The sequence below is a fragment of the Microcystis sp. M113S1 genome, assembly GCF_020246945.1.
Taxonomy (GTDB): Bacteria; Cyanobacteriota; Cyanobacteriia; order Cyanobacteriales; family Microcystaceae; genus Microcystis.
In genome coordinates this window covers 1-16565 of record NZ_JADBSA010000412.1, presented here as the reverse complement: position 1 = coordinate 16565, position 16565 = coordinate 1, and the positions used below count along the sequence as shown (strand labels likewise).

Sequence of the window (16565 nt, the reverse complement as noted above, 5' to 3'; positions counted from 1 at the left end):
TTCAAATTCGGCCTTGAACGAGTAAAACTTTCTAGGAAATAAGGTGGAACATGAGATTTTTTCGACTTGTTCAAAGTGGCCGGAGGGCATTCGGACACACAAAATGGACGTGGAGGAAAGCGTAAGACTTCTGTTAAAGAAGCAGCATCCCGTGAAGCGTCAACCCCATTCAGCGACCATTCTAAAAAGGTGGCGTGGTGAGGAATCGCCGTCCGTTTTACGGCGGCGAGGATGTCAACAATGAGCATTGCTTAAAAGCAAACAATTCATAACTTAAGAGCGAGGTATTTATGGGTAAAGAAGAAGAACTACTTGAACAATGGCGAGAACTGACACCGGAAAAGCAACAAAAAGTTTTACAATTTGTTCAAATACTTAAGTCTAAGTCAGAAACAACAGCACCACAATCTAATTTTATTCCCCAAACACCATTAAGCAAAAAGTTATGGGAAATCCGACATCGGGCAATCGCAGCTGGATTGCAACTGCTCAATGAAGACGAGATAGAACAAGAAATTGCTGCACGTCGAGGGGGATGCAGTGAGTCATGAAATTGCTGGCACTTACGGTTTAGCGGCGATGGATGCACTTCATGTTGCTGCTGCGCTACAAATTCAAGCTGATGAACTAATCACCACCGAAAAGCAAACCAAACCAATGCACCTAGTCAGGGAAATTCAGATTGTTTCAATCTAGTGTGACCGCTGAAGGGGTGACAACGAGTTGCTTGTCATACTAAATCCAGTTATTAAAAACTGATTATGTATTCCCCCTTTTGCATGAGTGCATGAGTAGAAAACGGGTTTCTCGGAGAAACCCGTTTTCTGTGCGTTACTCAGTCTCAACTTAGTTGGGGTTTAACAACCTTTCTAGATTTTGTTCACAGTTCTCTTTATGTGAGAGAATATTTAATTGTTTAGAAAGATGTAAGGCTTTTTGCCAGTGATTAATAGCTGATTTAAGATCATGGGTTTTTTCTTCAAATTCAGCCAAAATAATTAAAGTCTCTAGCTCTATATATCGTTCTCCAATATCGAGGGCAATATCTAAAGCTTGCTTAAGATATTGATAGGCTAGATCATCCTTTCGAGTGATACTATAAATTTCTCCTAGTCCAGCGCAAGCATGGGCAACACCTGCTACATCTGAAATAGCTAAAGCTCTTTTCTTTTGTTGTTTAAAGTATTTTTCAGACTCCTCAAAATTTGCTTGTTGCCCATAAATTGAGGCTAAATTTCCCAAGGAGAAAATAATTCCTGCTTCATCGGTTAGTTGCTCAGATAAATTAAGACTTCTTTGAGTATAATATATAGCTTGATTCAAATCATTGATTCGCCGGTATGCTTCTCCTAAATTTCGTAAAGCCATTGCTTGATAAATAAGATTTTTAATTTTTTCTGCCCATTTTAAGTATTTGTCTAAACAAGCAATAGTCTGGTCAATTTTTCCCTGATAACCATAACAATTACCCAGATTTAAATAAGCAACATTAATAATCTCAAATTTTTCGTCACAATCGGGAAGAATCTCGGCTAGATTTAAAACTTCATTCAGTCCTATTTCAGCGTTTAAATATTCACCTTTTATTCCATCAATTGTGGCTATATTTACTTTTACTCTTGCCTTCCAAAGAGTATTGTTTAATCGCTCGGCTAAAGATAACATTTTATCCGCATAATTTTTTGCTTGGTCTAATTGTCCTAATTCTCGATACATATAACCGAGTTCACTTAAACAGAGAAAATCAGTTTCAGCGTCAAAATTTCCTAATAATCCCTTACACAGTTTTATGGCATTTTCGTAGTGCCCCCAGATGCGTAATTGCTTGTGCAAGGGGAAAGAAGTTGGATCATGAATTTCTAAAGGTAAAGAAAACAAAGATTTAGCCTCTTTGTACCAACCTAATTGACATAGACAGAGAAATGCTTCCACATAACGACTTGCCCGTTCTTGAATAGAGAGCTTCTGTCCCATTTTATCATTAATATGGCGTTCATAACCAATTAAATGCCAGATAAATGCGCCAAAATGTGCTTTTTCAAAATGACTTCCTGTCGCCGCTAAAATTTCCCCTTTTTGTTTAACTTGAGCGAGTTCTCCAAAAACAGTAAAATCAATACTTTTGAAATGTTCTTTAACTCTTAATTGAGGAGATTTAAAATCATTCATGATTTGGGTTTCCTTCTTTTCTTTGGGTAGATACTAGCTTCTTGAAAGCAACATTGCGAATTAAACTATGCTGTTTGATATGTGGTTCATATCCCGGTTGTTTTTGAGTTTCTACTAAATAACGGTTAAACAAGGTAAAAAGAGCTAGGTCTAAATCTTGTTCCTCGTATTCTGAAAACAATTGAAGATTTTGAAACCACGCATTTTTAAGTTCAAAAGATGAATAAGTGGAACCATAGATAAGCAATAAATAAGCAGTTTCAAAAGTGTTTTCAAGTCGCTCTATTGTTCTTTCGATTTCCTCCTCTAACAGTTGTTTTCGTAAGTTTTTGGTCATTAAGTTAACTTTGTAATAATCATCAGCATTGGCTTTTTGAGCTTCATCAATCATTTCTCTTAATCGTCGAAATCGGGATTTATTTTCCTCATAATAAGTGCCGATATCTCCATTCAGTCTTTCAATAATATCACCGGAAATTAAGCGGAGAGCAAGAGGGTGTCCTTCATAAAGTTTTCCGATCTCTTTGAGGTAAGCAAGGTTACGTCCATGAAGAATTAATTCGACTTCTGCTTGTTGAAATAAACGGTCAAATAACTGTAAACTTTCCTGATCTTCTAATCCCATTAATGGCTGAATATGCCAATATTGATCTTGACTAAAAGTTTCAAAATCTTCAGGCTTATCCTGCGAAGTTATCACAATTCGAGTCTGACAATCTTCGGCTTCTAATATCTTTTGAAAAAACCCTCGCCAGAGGGGGTCCTTAAAGCGATTACTGCCATCTTGTTTTTCTCCTTGTAAAAGATTTTCCATTGAATCAAACCAAATCAATCGACGATTATTGCTCAGATGATTAACCAGTTGAGTTAATAATTGTTCTGGGTTTTTTGCTTGTCTTGCCGTAACAGGTTCATCGCCACGATTGAGTAAATCAATAGCTGTGCTGATAAAGTTTTGTGCTTCTGATTGCGACTGTTGATGCTCCGGTTGATTAAACCCATCAAAATCAATAGGCAGTTCAGGAGGAAAACCTTCTTGACACAAAGCTAAGGCCAATTTGTAGGTGAGGGCAGTTTTCCCAATACCTGTTATTCCTGTAATCACCACAATGCGACAATCGCCTCTTAGTTTTTCCAGTAAATCACTTTGAAGAGACTCTCGCCCCACCCAAATAGGCTCGATGTTTTGAGTCAGTTTTTGCAAAAGATTATCTAGGTCGGCGACTTTTGAAGGGTCAATATTCAAAGCTCGACAAAAGGCGAAAAAACCTTCCGATTGAATGGTTTTATCCCTTAAAAATCGATCTAAAGTCTCTGGGGTGCAATTCAAAGCGTAGCTTCGGAGATTGAACAATTCCTCCCAATTCCTATCAGGTTCAGCAAATTGACTAGCTTCTGTGCATAAATGCTCTCTAGTCCAGCCTTCTTTTTGTTTTTGCGCCCATCGGGTTTTGACTTGCTCAAGTCCCGCTACGGAGAGTTTTAACTTCATTGCTCTCTATTCAATCTACATAAGTTTATTTCTCTATTATTGATCACTTATCCCCCGGAATTCTCATTTTTTGAAAAACTTTCTCTCAATCTGACTAAGTACATATCAGCTATTTGCTCAATTATAGGTATAGGAAGCCATTCAAGCTTTCTAATTCTTTCTAATTCCAGCTTCTTTAACTTTTTGCGCCCAAAAATCATCGTTTTGCTTGCCTCTCCGTAGAAAATCTAAGGATTTCTATCGCTTTACTCCCAATGAAGAGAGCCTCATTGCTCGTTGTCCTCTTCCTAAGGGTAGCAAAATGGCTATTTCTCAAATAATCAACCAAACCAATGGTAAACAGTTTACCTCATTATCATCTACATCGGTGCGGCTACTGTCGTCGGATGGAGTCGATGTCAATCACTTATTTATTGGTCAAATACGCGAGCGTCACTATGAGCAACTTTCTTGTTGGCTTGATTTAAAACCAAACGAGGAAAAGGATTCAACGGCACAAACCTTTGAAACGCTAAAGACCACAAATTACACACAAAAAGATCCTCTATTCACTTTAAGGACTGTCCGAAGAATGTTACAGGATAACGGCTTTCTTTTTGTCTATGATATATCCCAAACCCCTAATATTGAGCAATCTGTGAAGAGCCTGTTTTTTTGTGCTGGGTTTATTGTGTTAAGTAACATTGGCAACTGCTGGATTCTTCGCAAAAGAGCCTTACTTTGTTTTGATGTGCCAAAGGTCAAAGGTTATCTGGTCAAGGAAGCGGAAACACCGGCAGAAATAGAATCTTATTTCTTATTTCTCAAGAATCGCTATCCTGATTCGCAAAATTATTGCCGAGAAATCGACGATTTATTTACTCACCAATCGGTTATTTTTCTAGCCTATCCTGAACAAAATCCCTCTCAGGTAATCGGTGTTGCACGTTATACCTATGCTCTGGCTGAATATGGCTACTATTTGCCTTGTCAACTGGCCACATTTTGTGAAGGAAAACACACAGGAAAGCATTTGATGTTACCCAAAAATGTAACAAGCGTCGGCGAAAGTCTCTCTCTATATGATAAACAGGGAACTGGCAAAATAGGAACAAGTTATCTTGTTTATCAGCAATTGATTCGAGCTATCTTGACTTACAAACATGATATTGCTCACACTGAAATCTCCTACACGACTTATCTAAAAGGGGACGAAACGATTGAAGCACTGTATAAAGAACGTTTTGGATTTAAGCACACTCTACACGATAATGAAAAAGTTTGCTTAAAATATGGAACATTTGCTGGTCAATGGTATCTCATTGAACTGGAGCAGTCGATGATTAAGCATCAGTACCACAACGCTGACCAAATTTTTCATAAACACAAGGAAGCGTTTGCAGTGTGAAGTCTAGCTTAATAGGTTTCCGATAAATACTAGATTTTGGGAACTTAAGGTAAATTATCCTGAAAATTGGCTATATCCTTAAGTGTCCCGAAGTCGATCTCAGCTTTAGATGTCATATTCCTTACTCTATAAGGGTTTGAGGCTATTTTAAATTGATACCAGTTTGGGTAAATTCCCAAATTCTTCTCAAGCTATACTGACATACTAGATGCGGTCTGTTCAGCCGAAACTTAGAAATAAGGGGATGACTGGCTTTTGTCGAGTAACCGATAGGGTAGAGTTAGCACTTTAACCAAACTAAGGTTAGGGAACAACTTACGTTGCCTTAATATAAAATACCTTTTTTATCTAGGGTAACTTTTCACTTATGTACTCATCACAGTTATTCAAAAAAACATCAAGTAAAGGAGCTTAAGATGCAATTTGACACCCCATTAGGAAGCGGTGAGTCAGTTCAGAAGGAGTATGAGTTTAGCTATTCCTTGATACTTTTCTTTGTAAAATCACGTTTTTGGTTAACTAACAAGAGACTAATCGCCAGAAAACCCAATCTTCTCCTATTTATCCCTATAGGCCAAGATGAAGTAACATATCCATTAAGAAGCATAGCAGGTATTAAAACTAGAACTGAGTTCAAGTTCTTGCTTCTATGTGTTGGCGTAATCCTTCTCTTAGTTGGTTTTAGTGCTATTAGATCATTTGGATTCCCATTACTTCTACTTGGAGTTGCCAATATCATTAGTGCTTTTCAGACCGTCATTGCTGTTGGTTCAACCGGCGGTGGAGTTGTAGCATATTCTCATGTTCCTTGGGAAGGAACAGAAGCAAAGAAAATGATTAATGAATTAAATCAACTTATTGCAGATATTTGATAAACAGTTTGTTGTTTTTTTTCTGATTATGCTAGAGGGGTTAACTGGACTGTTTTAATCCTCCCTAGCATTTAACTATCTGTTATGTAGTCTTGCGAATTTTCTGTGAAGCATTGATTCTTGTTTTTAGTATTCACCAAGAATTAGTCAAGCTTAACAGTAAGTAATGTTATCGTAAATTGACCATCTTGCGAATTGAAAATCATGAAAAAAATTAACTTCATCTTATCTATTTTTATCCTGATTCAGCTAGGGTTTAGTTTACCAGTTAAAGCTCAATCTGGCTGTCAAGAAACCATTAATTCTCTGGTTAATGAAATAGAATCTAAAGGAGTTAGAAGGGTGATAGTAGAAAAAGGGACTGTAACCAATCAGGGCAATCCGACTAATAGAAAAGATGAATTGATTTTGTTATTAAGTTCTTACTTAGATAATACTGGTGCCTCTGGTGATCAAAGAAGTGGTAGGATTGTTTCAAACATTATGGCTTCCCTTATTTTAATGAAAAGTTATGCCGACAGGATCGTGTCTAATTGTCAAGATATTGCTGCTGTAAAATTTATTGCCCATGGATCAGATTACATTCAAAAATTTGCTATTCAATCTAATGGCAAAACTCGCCTACGAGATTGTATTGATTCTGATCCTAGCTTAACTCCTAATTGGAATGAAATGTATTGTTATTAAGCTTCTAAAACTCTTAATTAACCTCAAATATTTTTCATTAATTTAGCAAAAACTATGAAAATTACTCATTTATTTTTTCTCACCTATCTTGTCAGTCTAACCAGCTTAATCTTACCCGTAAATGCTCAAACATGGCATCGTCATCAAGAAAATAACTATCGTAATGTGGTAGCTATTGTTAAACCTCATCGGAGTGGATATTGTAACAACCATTTTATTCGACAAGATGGCCGTGTTTATGACGCAAGAAAGGGGACTCGTGGAAGTTATTTAATTGTTGATCAAGTCGTCTCATTAACAGGTGTTATTGACACCAATAATAGAGGTGATAAAATTTGGCAAGTTTTCTATCAACCCTCACGCACAACCATGTGGTTACATGACTGTGATTTATCCATTCCTCAACTCGTTGATTAATTAACAATAACCCAGAGGTTTAAACATGAAAACAATTCAAAATTCAATTGCTCGTATGATTGCTAATAGAGAGCAAATTTGGCAACAATATGATCGGGCTGATTCTAATCGAAAAGACCTAAGTAAACGCTTTGCTAACTATTATAGTAATCCAAGTAAAGTCACGACTATTTCTCCTTTGACTCCTCAACAATTACCCCCTGCTGAAATTGAAGCTTGTCTAGATAAATTAGAAGAAACAGACCGTAAAATTAACCAAGAAAAGGCTAACATAGAAGACTTTAAAAATGATATAGAGTCTTTAAAAATTAAAGCCCGTAACCTAATCATTGGGCTAGGTGTAGGAGGGGCTTTCTTGTTGTTTACTTTGTTTATCTTTATTAAAGGTAACTCCTCTGATGACTCTAATTCTTCTCAACTGTATCAGTTAAATGCTCAAAAAAATGTTTTAAAATTATCTAAACAAGGAGAATAATATTTATGTTTTGGAAACAACAAATTGAAGGGTTAAACCAAAAAATTGAACAAAGTAGTCAACGCATAACCAACTATTTAAGCTTTTGTGCTTCTTTGTTCAATCATGGTAAATTAAACGGCGAACAATTACCTAATTATTTTGGAAAATTTCTCCAAGATAGCTATCTATCGACTCAATCCTATTTAGAACAGCAACCATTGGAAATAATAGGAAGTTGGCAAGATTCCCGTTGGCAAACTTGGAGCATTACCGATAAATTATCATCTTCATTAGAGCATACAGAATTAATTCGTATCGGTCAATTTGTTGAACAAAGACCAAGCAATAATACTTTTTGTGTTCCCGAATTTACTCCTTTTGTTGGTGGGAATAAAACTATTATTATTCGCTGTGGCAATAATACCCGTAATACGGGACTAGAATTACTGCAATCTCTTGTGATTCGTACTGCTATTTTACTTCCTTATCAAATACGTTACACTTTCTGCGATCCCGTTAATAATGGGGGTGCATTTTTAATGCGTCGTTCCCTTCCTGAAGCTTTAATTAGAGAAAATAGTGGCGAAGTTTATCGAGATTTATTAGAAGTAACTCAAGATATTCGTCGCGTCAAAGAAACCTATTTAGATCCTCAGTCTCCTGCCTTACATTTACTCCCCCCAGATATTCGAGTCAATGAAAGATTTGAAGGCATTTTTGTCGCAGATTTTCCTAAACGATATGACCGTAGAGATATTGAAGAATTACAAAAAATTGGTAATAGTGGACCCGAAGCAGGAAAATATGTATTTATTCACTATAATCAAGATATTGATCTGCCTAGAGATATTAATATGAGTGGATTTGAAAATGCCGTTTATATTGATCTCAACAAACAATTAAATACAGCAACATCTTGTCAACTTCAATTTCAACCGGATAGTATTCCTGCAGCAGATTTACAAAAACAATTACTTGATAAAGTTAAACAAGCTAAACCCCCCGAAAGAAAATTAGATTGGGATGATATAGTAGGCATTGATCCGCAAAATTGGTGGAATTATAGTAGTGAAGAATGGATAACCACACCTATCGGTGGAAGAGGAAGTTCTGATCAATTAAATATTTGGTTTGGTAAAGATAGCGAAGGTCATCAATGCGCTCATGGTATGCTAGGAGCAATGACTGGATCAGGAAAATCTACCCTGTATCATGGGCTTATTTTAGGCTTGGCAACTCGTTATAATCCCTCAGAATTAAGATTCTATCTCATCGATGGCAAATATGGCGTAGAATTAGCCCCCTATCGCAATTTGCCCCATACCGAAGTAGTTTCCTTACATTCCTCCCCTGAATTATCCCGTAGTGTTTTAACTGAATTAATCGCCGAAAAAGAACGACGTAACGCCTTATTTAAAAGATTAGGGGTGTCAGAATTGGCAGGTTATCGCCGCCTAGGACAACCAGAGGGCAAAATGCCCCGTATTCTTCTAATTATTGATGAATATCAGGAGTTATTTTTTAACGACAAAGAGGATACTGCTTCGAGTCAACTACTGATTTTAGCCCAACAGGGGCGAAGTGCGGGTATTCATATGTTACTCGCTTCCCAAAGGTTTGGGGCTGAGGGAATGCGGAATCAAACGGGAATTTTGGGTAATATTCACCTGAGAATGGGAATGCAGATGTCAAAAACAGAAATTCAAGCCTTAACAGAATTTGGGAAACGAGGAAAACAATTATTAATGACCTGTGATTTGCCGGGGAAAATTGTTATTAATGACCGTAGTGGCGATGATAACTCTAATTATTTTGGGAAAGTGGCATTTATCGAAAAATCTCGCCGAGATATGATCATTAACGCTTTATCTCAAAAAGCTCATCAACTTTCCCCAGAAGATTACACAGAAGCAGTGGTTTTTGATGGAGATTCTCAGCCTAATTTAGCAGATAATCCTCAATTACGCCATATTTTAGATTACGGTAAATGGTTGTCCCCTACTGAATGGGAAAATATTGCGAGAATGCCTTTTTATAAAGGAGGATTAGGCATTTCTGACTGGTTTAGTGCAGAAAACCCTCTCTTAACATGGCTAGGGCAAGAATTCAGTGTGAGGCAACAAGCAAGGCTGATATTACGCCGTCGCCCCAGTGAAAACGTTATAGTTATCGGTGGAGACTATAATACAGCCCGTTATGGAATTCTATCGGCTATTTTGACCAGTCTTGCCATTAATGGCAATCTTCAACAAACTCGTTTTGTTGTGGTAGATCGCAGTGTACCTGGTACACAATGGCATTTAGCATTGGAAGAAGTATGTCAGATTGTTCTAAAACCTTTGGGCTTTACGACGGCATTTAACCGAGAAAATCGAATTATTACGGCAATTTTGAACAATTTAATTGTTCAACTTGACGAAAGAAACCAACTCAGTGAAGCAGACTTGATGACTCAACCTTCTATTTTTGTCATCATGACAGAATTAGATAGAGTAGATGATTTAAGACGGAGTAATGAGCAGTCTTACAGCCCAGAAAGTCACTTAACTACTCAAATTAAGCGATTATTGAAAGAAGGACCCACTAAAGGTATTCATCTCATCCTCAGTTTTTCAGGGATCAAAGCTTTCTCTAATGTTCTTGATATTCGGCGAAGTTTAGCTTATTTTCGCCATAGAGTCGCCTTACAGATGTCAGAAGATGATTCTTTTACCTTTGTTAGTGATCGCCAAGCTTCACGCTTACAAGCAGATGGAGATGTTCCCATTAAAGCCCTTTATCGGGACATAGATAGCGATCGCACTACTCTTTTTAAACCTTATAGTACGGAATCTACCCCCGCATTTAAGCAACAACTAGAGAAAATTGCCAATAGTTTGATCAAAAGAGCTTAAAGCTTAATTTAACAATGGATGACTCATTTTTACAACTCAAACACTTTCAACAGACCCTCGAACAATTCCATGATCGCGTTCAATCGGCGTGGCGAGAAGTGGAAACCACCTATGAGGATCTTTCCCCCCATTGGCAAGACCAAAAACGACAAAAACATGATGAAATGTGGCTTGATTTGCAAGAAAAGACTAATAATTATTATAGTCGCCAAATTCCCACCTATAATGATTTTTTAAACCATAAATTACAAGTATTAGAGAGGTATTTAAACGGTGGATAATTCCCGAAAAACAGCCCTTTTAGCTTATCAAACTGCACTCAACCAATATTATCTGATTTTAAGTGAAGAATTGGAATTTCTCGATACGGCATGGCGATCGCTTGATGAAGTTTTTCAAGGATCAGCCGCCGAAGAATTTACAGGTTTTTGGACAAGAACCTTAGCAGAAATGGAAGATTCAAGGCTAGAAGTTCAGAAAATCCTCAATTTTCTCCAAGAAATCCCCGATAAATCTTAATCATTATGACTATTCAAGATCCGCGTATTCTCATTACCCTTCTCAATGACTTAATTGAAGAACTTAGATACTGGAAAATAACCACCCGTGATACCCTAGATCAAATGTCGTGGCATCAAAGACAAAGCGAAGAAAAAGTCAGTCAAGCCCTGTATCATGCTTCGATTATTCAAGATCAGGCTAAAAATGATCAAAAATTAGTTGATCAAGCTAATGATGAAGTTACTAAATTGTTATCTAATTGTTATCAAGTCTTAGAAAAAGCTCAACAAAATTTGACAGCAGCTCAAAATACCCAAAATCAGGCGCAATCAACCTTAAATCATTGGCAAACTCAGCTAAATCTTGCGTTAGCTTGGTTAGAAAGGGCAGAAGCCCGATTACAAAGTGCCATAAACGAAAGACAGCAAGCAGAATTTACTTTACGCAGTGCAGAATCTGAATTACAAAGCGCACAATCCGCCCTCACCAGTTGCCAAAATTCAGGCTATACTGACAAAGATGGACGATATCATGCGCCCAATTGTTCTGGTCAGCAAGCTAAAGTTAGTCAAGCCCAAAATGCGGTTCAAGCTGCAGTCCAACGCTTAAATAAAGCCATTGAAGAAGAAAAAGCAGCAAGAGAAGAAGTCGCACGAGCGCAAGCTAGGGTTAATTGTTGTCGAAATGCCATCGGATATGCTCAAACAGCCGTCTATCAGGCGAATATTACTTTAAATTATGCCCATAATGCCCTGAGTTTTGCCGAACGCAGTTTAGAAAATGCGGATGCCGCTAGACGGGAAGTTGATAGAGCGCAATTAGAGGCAAGCAATGAGCAAGAAATGGCAGATTTAATGTCTTTAGCCGTAAATAATGCTTACAATTTCACCGAAGAAGCCCAAAATGATTTTAAAGGAGCAGAAAAGCAAGGAGACTCCGCTCAATGTTTGGAAATTGGGGTAACAAGAGAAATAGAATATCGAGTAGAAAGTCTGATTGAATTCAACCGTCCCTTTCAATTTTAGTGATTTTTGGAGGATAAAAAACGATGGAAGATATTGTCTGGAAGATGCAGCAGCGATCACGCAGCCTGCAAGACTATCGTAAAGATATTCGAGGCCTATGGCAAGATGAGGCTGCCAAAACCCTTAACCGTCGTTATCTTGACCCCCATGAAGACGACGATCAGAAAATGATAGAATTTTTGCAAAAACAGGTACAAGGCTTAGAAAAAACCAATAAGGAGTTGGTTAAAGCCAAAGATTATGCTTTAGAGGCTGAACGCTATTCCCAACAAGTTGAACATTTCTTAGAACGAGAAAAACAAGAAGTTAAACAAGCTTATCATTCTTATGATCGATCTATCGAATATTACGGCTTAACTCAGGCAGAATTACCTAATATTCACAGATTAATTCAACAAGCCAATCGCAGTTGTAACTAAAAATATATTTATATTACGAAATTTTCTTGAAATGAATGTCCAATCAATATCTATCTTAGACAAGAAAAAAGATGAATAACTAAGAGAATAAAAACAATGTCAAGTTACCAGAATATCAAAACTATTTTTTCCCAGAAATCATTTTTAGCTATTGCGGCTGAAACCTATGAAAGCTATAAAACAGAAACAGGTGGCATTTTTTTAGGAATTAGAACTCCTAATAAATGGTATATTTTAGAAACCTTAGACTCGGGGCTAAATCCTATCTTTCGTCCCGGCTATTTTGAGTATGATAATGCTTATATCAAACACCTGTCTAACAAAATTGCCAGATTTTATCGAGAACCCATAGAAGTTCTTGGACTATGGCATAGACATCCGGGTAGTTTTGATTACTTTTCCTTAACTGATGATACAATTAATAAAAAATATGCTTCTCAACATTCTGAGGGAGCTATTTCTGCCTTAGTTAATTTTGATCCATTTTTTCGATTGACTATGTATCATGTTTCTCTCCCTTCTCAATCTGATTTACGACCCCAATATACTAAGCTTTCTATACAAATTGGAGATCAATTAATCCCCAAAAATTTCCTGACGATTAAATCTTTATCCGATTATTTGTCAATCTAGTTCCATAAGTATTAACTTTTTTAACACTTAACTTAATTGACGGTGAATAGATTATCAAGCTATAATCCTAAAAAGTGAAATTTTAGACTATGCCCAATCTCAATACCAGTCCTACCGTCAAAAAAAGAATTTTGCTCTTCTTAGAAAGACTATTAACTCATGTTAATAAGGAATCACGAGATCACAAGTATTGGTCAAATCAACTATCCGTCAGGTGGCTCGAAGAAGGTGTATCACATCCTAAGCTAATTGTCAACACAACTTTAAGAATATTAACAGATTTTTGTCAGGGAATTACTAAGCAAAAGTTAGGGGCTACCATTACTGTTGAACAGATGAGAAATGACCTTAAGGTTTTACAAGAATGGAAAATACTAATAGATAATAGAGTCAAAACTAAAGGCACGGCAAATTTGCACTTTACCCTAAATCTTTGGCATTCATCGACAGAAGAAAATTTGAAAAAATTTGAGGAAGAATGGGATAAGCGTAAATCTCCCAGTCCTCAAAACTCATCAATTAAAACAGAAATAAATTATGATAATTTCGGATTGATTCCTGATATTTCTCAGATTTATGGCAGAGAGAAAGAACTGGTATTATTAAAACAAAAGTTTTTTCAAAATAGTCCCCCGTGTAAAATTATCGGAATTTTAGGAATAGCAGGAATCGGAAAAACATCTCTTGTCTGTAAACTGATTGAGCAAATTCAAGAGGAATTTCACCATGTTATCTATTGGTCTTTTTTGAATCCTCCTTTATCCCTAGAATTTCTTGAAAATACAGGCAATATTATTTCCCAAAATATCAGTTTCAAGACAGAAGATAAATTTAAAATAAAACTGGTAAAATTGATCAAGATACTAGCCAAATATCGTTGTTTATTATTTTTAGATAATATTGATGCCATTATTGAGCATGAAAACTATGGAGAATATAGGGAAATTTTACAAGCAATTGGTCAGTCAAAGCACAACAGCTGTTTAATTATAACCAGTCGAAAAATTCCTCAAGAACTTGAATCGTTAGCAGGAAATAAGACTTCAACCTATTTCCTGGAGTTACAGGGACTTGACTATCAAACTGGAAAGCAAATTTTTGGAGATATTGACACCTTTCATGGTACAGAGGATGAATGGCAATTTTTAATTCAACAAGTCTGTCATGGCAATCCTTTATTTATCAAATCTATCGCTCTTCATATTCAACAGGTTAATCATAATAACCTCTCGGATTTTTTAGAAAAAGGTAATCTTCTTATAGAAGATATTGAGTTTATTTTTAATTCTTACTTTCAGCAACTATCTGATTTAGAAAAAGCGATTCTTTTTGAGTTAGCGATTAATCGAAATCCAGTTTCTTTGTCAGAACTAAAACACAATATTATCATTGAACCTGACGGTAAAAATATTCAAGAAGGAATTAGAACATTATCTACCAAAATTCTCTTATATAAAGAAGATGACTACTTTACACTACATCCTTTATTGATTGAATATTTCACTCAAAAAATTATTACCATAGCAACAGAAGAAATCAAAACTCAAAATTTCCAATTATTAAGAAGTAACTCCCTGACTAAAACTACTGTTCCAGATTATGTAAGAAAGATTCAAATTAATGTTATTTTACACCCAATAATTAAGAACTTAATCCATAATTTTCAAGAAAATAATGTGGAAAGCCAACTAATTGAGTGTTTAAAGACATTAAAACATGAACCTTCTGGACAAATTGGTTGCATTACTGGCAATATTATTAACTTACTTAATATACTGAAAAAAGGTAATTTAAGAGACTACGATTTTTCCCATATCCCTATTCGACAAGTCGATTTATCAAACATTAGACTCAACCAAGTAGATTTTTCATATTCACAGTTCTCTGATTGTATTTTTCCTCAAACCTGTGGCAGTATTTTATCAATTTCTTGTAGTCAGTTTGATCGCTATCTTCAAAGAGAATATCTTTTAGCAACTGGTGACAGTCATGGGATGATTTACCTCTGGAAAGTCAAACAAGACGGAAAATTAGAATTAAGCAAAAGTTTTCCTGCTCACGGAAGCTGGGTGTGGTCAGTAGCATTAAATTCCGAGGGACAGTTACTAGCAAGTGGGGGACAAGACGGAATTGTAAAAATTTGGTCTATTATAACAGATATATCTATAAATTGTCACTCTTTGCCCGATCCTTCTCAAAAACATCATGCTCCTATTAGATCAGTTACTTTTAGTGCTGATAGTAAGTTTTTAGCGACAGGAAGTGAGGACAAAACCATCAAAATATGGTCAGTTGAAACCGGAGAATGTCTCCACACCCTTGAAGGACATCAAGAACGAGTAGGTGGTGTTACTTTTAGTCCAAATGGTCAACTTTTAGCCAGTGGGAGTGCTGATAAAACCATCAAAATATGGTCAGTTGACACAGGAGAATGTCTCCATACTCTTACAGGACACCAAGATTGGGTTTGGCAAGTTGCCTTTAGTTCCGATGGTCAACTTCTAGCCAGTGGTAGTGGGGATAAAACCATTAAAATATGGTCTATTATAGAAGGAAAATATCAAAATATTGCTACTTTAGAAGGACATGAAAACTGGATCTGGTCAATTGCTTTTAGTCCGGACGGTCAATATATAGCCAGTGGGAGTGAAGATTTTACCCTGCGATTATGGTCAGTTAAAACCAGAAAATGTCTTCAGTGTTTTAGGGGATATGGCAATCGGTTATCATCAATTACTTTCAGTCCCGATAGTCAATATATCTTGAGTGGTTCTATAGATCGTTCGATCCGATTATGGTCTATCAAAAACCATAAATGTCTTCAACAGATTAATGGTCATACTGACTGGATCTGTTCAGTAGCTTTTAGTCCCGATGGAAAAACATTGATAAGTGGAAGTGGAGATCAAACGATTAGATTATGGTCAGGGGAAAGTGGCGAGGTGATTAAAATTTTACAAGAAAAAGATTATTGGGTTTTATTATATCAAATTGCGGTTAGTCCGAATGGTCAATTGATTGCTAGTACCAGTCACGATAACACCATTAAACTTTGGGATATCAAAACAGATGAAAAGTACACTTTTTCCCCAGAACATCAAAAGCGAGTGTGGGCGATCGCTTTTAGTCCCAATAGTCAAATATTGGTGAGTGGTAGTGGAGATAATTCTGTTAAGCTTTGGTCAGTTCCGAGAGGATTTTGTCTGAAAACTTTTGAGGAACATCAGGCCTGGGTATTATCAGTCGCTTTTAGTCCTGACGGAAGATTAATAGCAACTGGTAGTGAAGATCGAACTATTAAACTCTGGTCTATTGAAGATGATATGACTCAATCTTTGCGGACTTTTACAGGTCATCAAGGAAGAATCTGGTCTGTTGTCTTTAGCTCTGACAGTCAACTATTAGCCAGCTCAAGTGATGATCAAACGGTCAAACTTTGGCAAGTCAAAGATGGTAGATTAATTAATAGTTTTGGTTCTTCGTTACTTGGTATGGTTCGATAGGGGGGCATAAATCGACTAAATCCTTATCTGGCAAGAGATTTAATTGATTAGTTCGCTCTAGATCAAAAACAATTGACAAAAATCGCTAAATGCCTTTCTATATAAGGGT

The 16565-nt window shown here is 36.5% G+C and carries 17 protein-coding genes; 14 read left to right on the top strand and 3 right to left on the bottom strand.

Translation table 11 applies throughout. From position 1 onward, the window contains the following. A partial coding sequence (locus IM319_RS21140) for a hypothetical protein (RefSeq protein WP_287736827.1) occupies positions 1–248 on the bottom strand: 248 nt, incomplete at its 3' end. A 42-nt stretch (positions 249–290) separates the two neighbouring features. Here IM319_RS21140 and IM319_RS21135 point away from each other — a divergent pair. Next, the gene (locus tag IM319_RS21135; RefSeq protein ID WP_287078080.1) at positions 291–551 is read left to right on the top strand and encodes a hypothetical protein; all 261 of its coding nucleotides are present in this window, start codon (positions 291–293) and stop codon (positions 549–551) included. After that, entirely contained in the window at positions 517–696 is a 180-nt protein-coding gene (locus tag IM319_RS21130) for a hypothetical protein (RefSeq protein ID WP_353737564.1), read from the top strand. Before IM319_RS21135 ends, IM319_RS21130 begins: the two co-directional genes overlap by 35 nt. Positions 697–846: 150 nt before the next feature. Here the strand turns inward: IM319_RS21130 and IM319_RS21125 are convergent, their stop codons facing one another. After that, entirely contained in the window at positions 847–2169 is a 1323-nt protein-coding gene (locus IM319_RS21125) for a tetratricopeptide repeat protein (protein WP_287736826.1), read from the bottom strand. Further along, positions 2162–3661 carry an ATP-binding protein gene (locus IM319_RS21120; protein WP_287736825.1) on the bottom strand — a complete coding sequence of 500 codons (1500 nt, stop codon included), beginning with the start codon at positions 3659–3661 and terminating at the stop codon, positions 2162–2164. The genes IM319_RS21125 and IM319_RS21120 overlap by 8 nt, the downstream gene beginning before the upstream one ends. Before the next feature lie 301 nt (positions 3662–3962). On the opposite strand from IM319_RS21120, the gene IM319_RS21115 reads away from it, so the two are divergent. From IM319_RS21115 to IM319_RS21060, 12 genes are all read left to right on the top strand, one after another. Next, on the top strand, positions 3963–5048 hold the full coding sequence (locus IM319_RS21115) for a hypothetical protein (protein ID WP_287736824.1): 1086 nt from the start codon (positions 3963–3965) through the stop codon (positions 5046–5048). 416 nt (positions 5049–5464) lie between these two features. Further along, positions 5465–5920, top strand: coding sequence for a hypothetical protein (locus IM319_RS21110; RefSeq protein ID WP_287736823.1), 456 nt, complete (start codon positions 5465–5467; stop codon positions 5918–5920). A gap of 204 nt (positions 5921–6124) precedes the next feature. Then, positions 6125–6607, top strand: a complete 483-nt coding sequence (locus tag IM319_RS21105) for a hypothetical protein (RefSeq protein WP_287736822.1) — start codon at positions 6125–6127, stop codon at positions 6605–6607. A gap of 54 nt (positions 6608–6661) precedes the next feature. Then, positions 6662–7024: a hypothetical protein gene (locus IM319_RS21100; protein WP_287736821.1), complete on the top strand. Its 363-nt coding sequence runs from the start codon at positions 6662–6664 to the stop codon at positions 7022–7024. Between the two features lie 25 nt (positions 7025–7049). Further along, a complete protein-coding gene (locus IM319_RS21095) occupies positions 7050–7499 on the top strand; it encodes a hypothetical protein (protein WP_149107278.1) in 450 nt (149 codons plus the stop codon). Between the two features lie 5 nt (positions 7500–7504). Next, positions 7505–10375 (top strand): FtsK/SpoIIIE domain-containing protein, encoded by a 2871-nt coding sequence (locus IM319_RS21090; RefSeq protein WP_287736819.1) that lies wholly within the window; start codon positions 7505–7507, stop codon positions 10373–10375. Positions 10376–10389: 14 nt separating this feature from the next. After that, the gene (locus IM319_RS21085) at positions 10390–10656 is read left to right on the top strand and encodes a hypothetical protein (protein ID WP_002741504.1); all 267 of its coding nucleotides are present in this window, start codon (positions 10390–10392) and stop codon (positions 10654–10656) included. Continuing rightward, complete coding sequence (locus IM319_RS21080; RefSeq protein WP_130757984.1) at positions 10649–10894, top strand: hypothetical protein; 246 nt, start codon at positions 10649–10651, stop codon at positions 10892–10894. The genes IM319_RS21085 and IM319_RS21080 overlap by 8 nt, the downstream gene beginning before the upstream one ends. 5 nt (positions 10895–10899) lie before the next feature. Next, a complete protein-coding gene (locus IM319_RS21075) occupies positions 10900–11901 on the top strand; it encodes a hypothetical protein (RefSeq protein WP_287736817.1) in 1002 nt (333 codons plus the stop codon). A 23-nt stretch (positions 11902–11924) separates the two neighbouring features. Then, complete coding sequence (locus IM319_RS21070) at positions 11925–12320, top strand: hypothetical protein (RefSeq protein WP_287736815.1); 396 nt, start codon at positions 11925–11927, stop codon at positions 12318–12320. Between the two features lie 96 nt (positions 12321–12416). Further along, positions 12417–12953 carry a Mov34/MPN/PAD-1 family protein gene (locus tag IM319_RS21065; RefSeq protein ID WP_287736813.1) on the top strand — a complete coding sequence of 179 codons (537 nt, stop codon included), beginning with the start codon at positions 12417–12419 and terminating at the stop codon, positions 12951–12953. Between the two features lie 89 nt (positions 12954–13042). Further along, on the top strand, positions 13043–16456 hold the full coding sequence (locus IM319_RS21060; protein WP_287736812.1) for an NB-ARC domain-containing protein: 3414 nt from the start codon (positions 13043–13045) through the stop codon (positions 16454–16456). Positions 16457–16565: the final 109 nt, after the last annotated feature.

Bases quoted from the DNA above. Each gene is read 5' to 3' on its own strand.
- IM319_RS21135 (WP_287078080.1), top strand. From the start codon at position 291: ATGGGTAAAGAAGAAGAACTACTTGAACAATGGCGAGAACTGACACCG.
- IM319_RS21125 (WP_287736826.1), bottom strand. From the start codon at position 2,169: ATGAATGATTTTAAATCTCCTCAATTAAGAGTTAAAGAACATTTCAAA.
- IM319_RS21120 (WP_287736825.1), bottom strand. From the start codon at position 3,661: ATGAAGTTAAAACTCTCCGTAGCGGGACTTGAGCAAGTCAAAACCCGA.
- IM319_RS21115 (WP_287736824.1), top strand. From the start codon at position 3,963: ATGGCTATTTCTCAAATAATCAACCAAACCAATGGTAAACAGTTTACC.
- IM319_RS21110 (WP_287736823.1), top strand. From the start codon at position 5,465: ATGCAATTTGACACCCCATTAGGAAGCGGTGAGTCAGTTCAGAAGGAG.
- IM319_RS21105 (WP_287736822.1), top strand. From the start codon at position 6,125: ATGAAAAAAATTAACTTCATCTTATCTATTTTTATCCTGATTCAGCTA.
- IM319_RS21100 (WP_287736821.1), top strand. From the start codon at position 6,662: ATGAAAATTACTCATTTATTTTTTCTCACCTATCTTGTCAGTCTAACC.
- IM319_RS21095 (WP_149107278.1), top strand. From the start codon at position 7,050: ATGAAAACAATTCAAAATTCAATTGCTCGTATGATTGCTAATAGAGAG.
- IM319_RS21090 (WP_287736819.1), top strand. From the start codon at position 7,505: ATGTTTTGGAAACAACAAATTGAAGGGTTAAACCAAAAAATTGAACAA.
- IM319_RS21085 (WP_002741504.1), top strand. From the start codon at position 10,390: ATGGATGACTCATTTTTACAACTCAAACACTTTCAACAGACCCTCGAA.
- IM319_RS21075 (WP_287736817.1), top strand. From the start codon at position 10,900: ATGACTATTCAAGATCCGCGTATTCTCATTACCCTTCTCAATGACTTA.
- IM319_RS21070 (WP_287736815.1), top strand. From the start codon at position 11,925: ATGGAAGATATTGTCTGGAAGATGCAGCAGCGATCACGCAGCCTGCAA.
- IM319_RS21065 (WP_287736813.1), top strand. From the start codon at position 12,417: ATGTCAAGTTACCAGAATATCAAAACTATTTTTTCCCAGAAATCATTT.
- IM319_RS21060 (WP_287736812.1), top strand. From the start codon at position 13,043: ATGCCCAATCTCAATACCAGTCCTACCGTCAAAAAAAGAATTTTGCTC.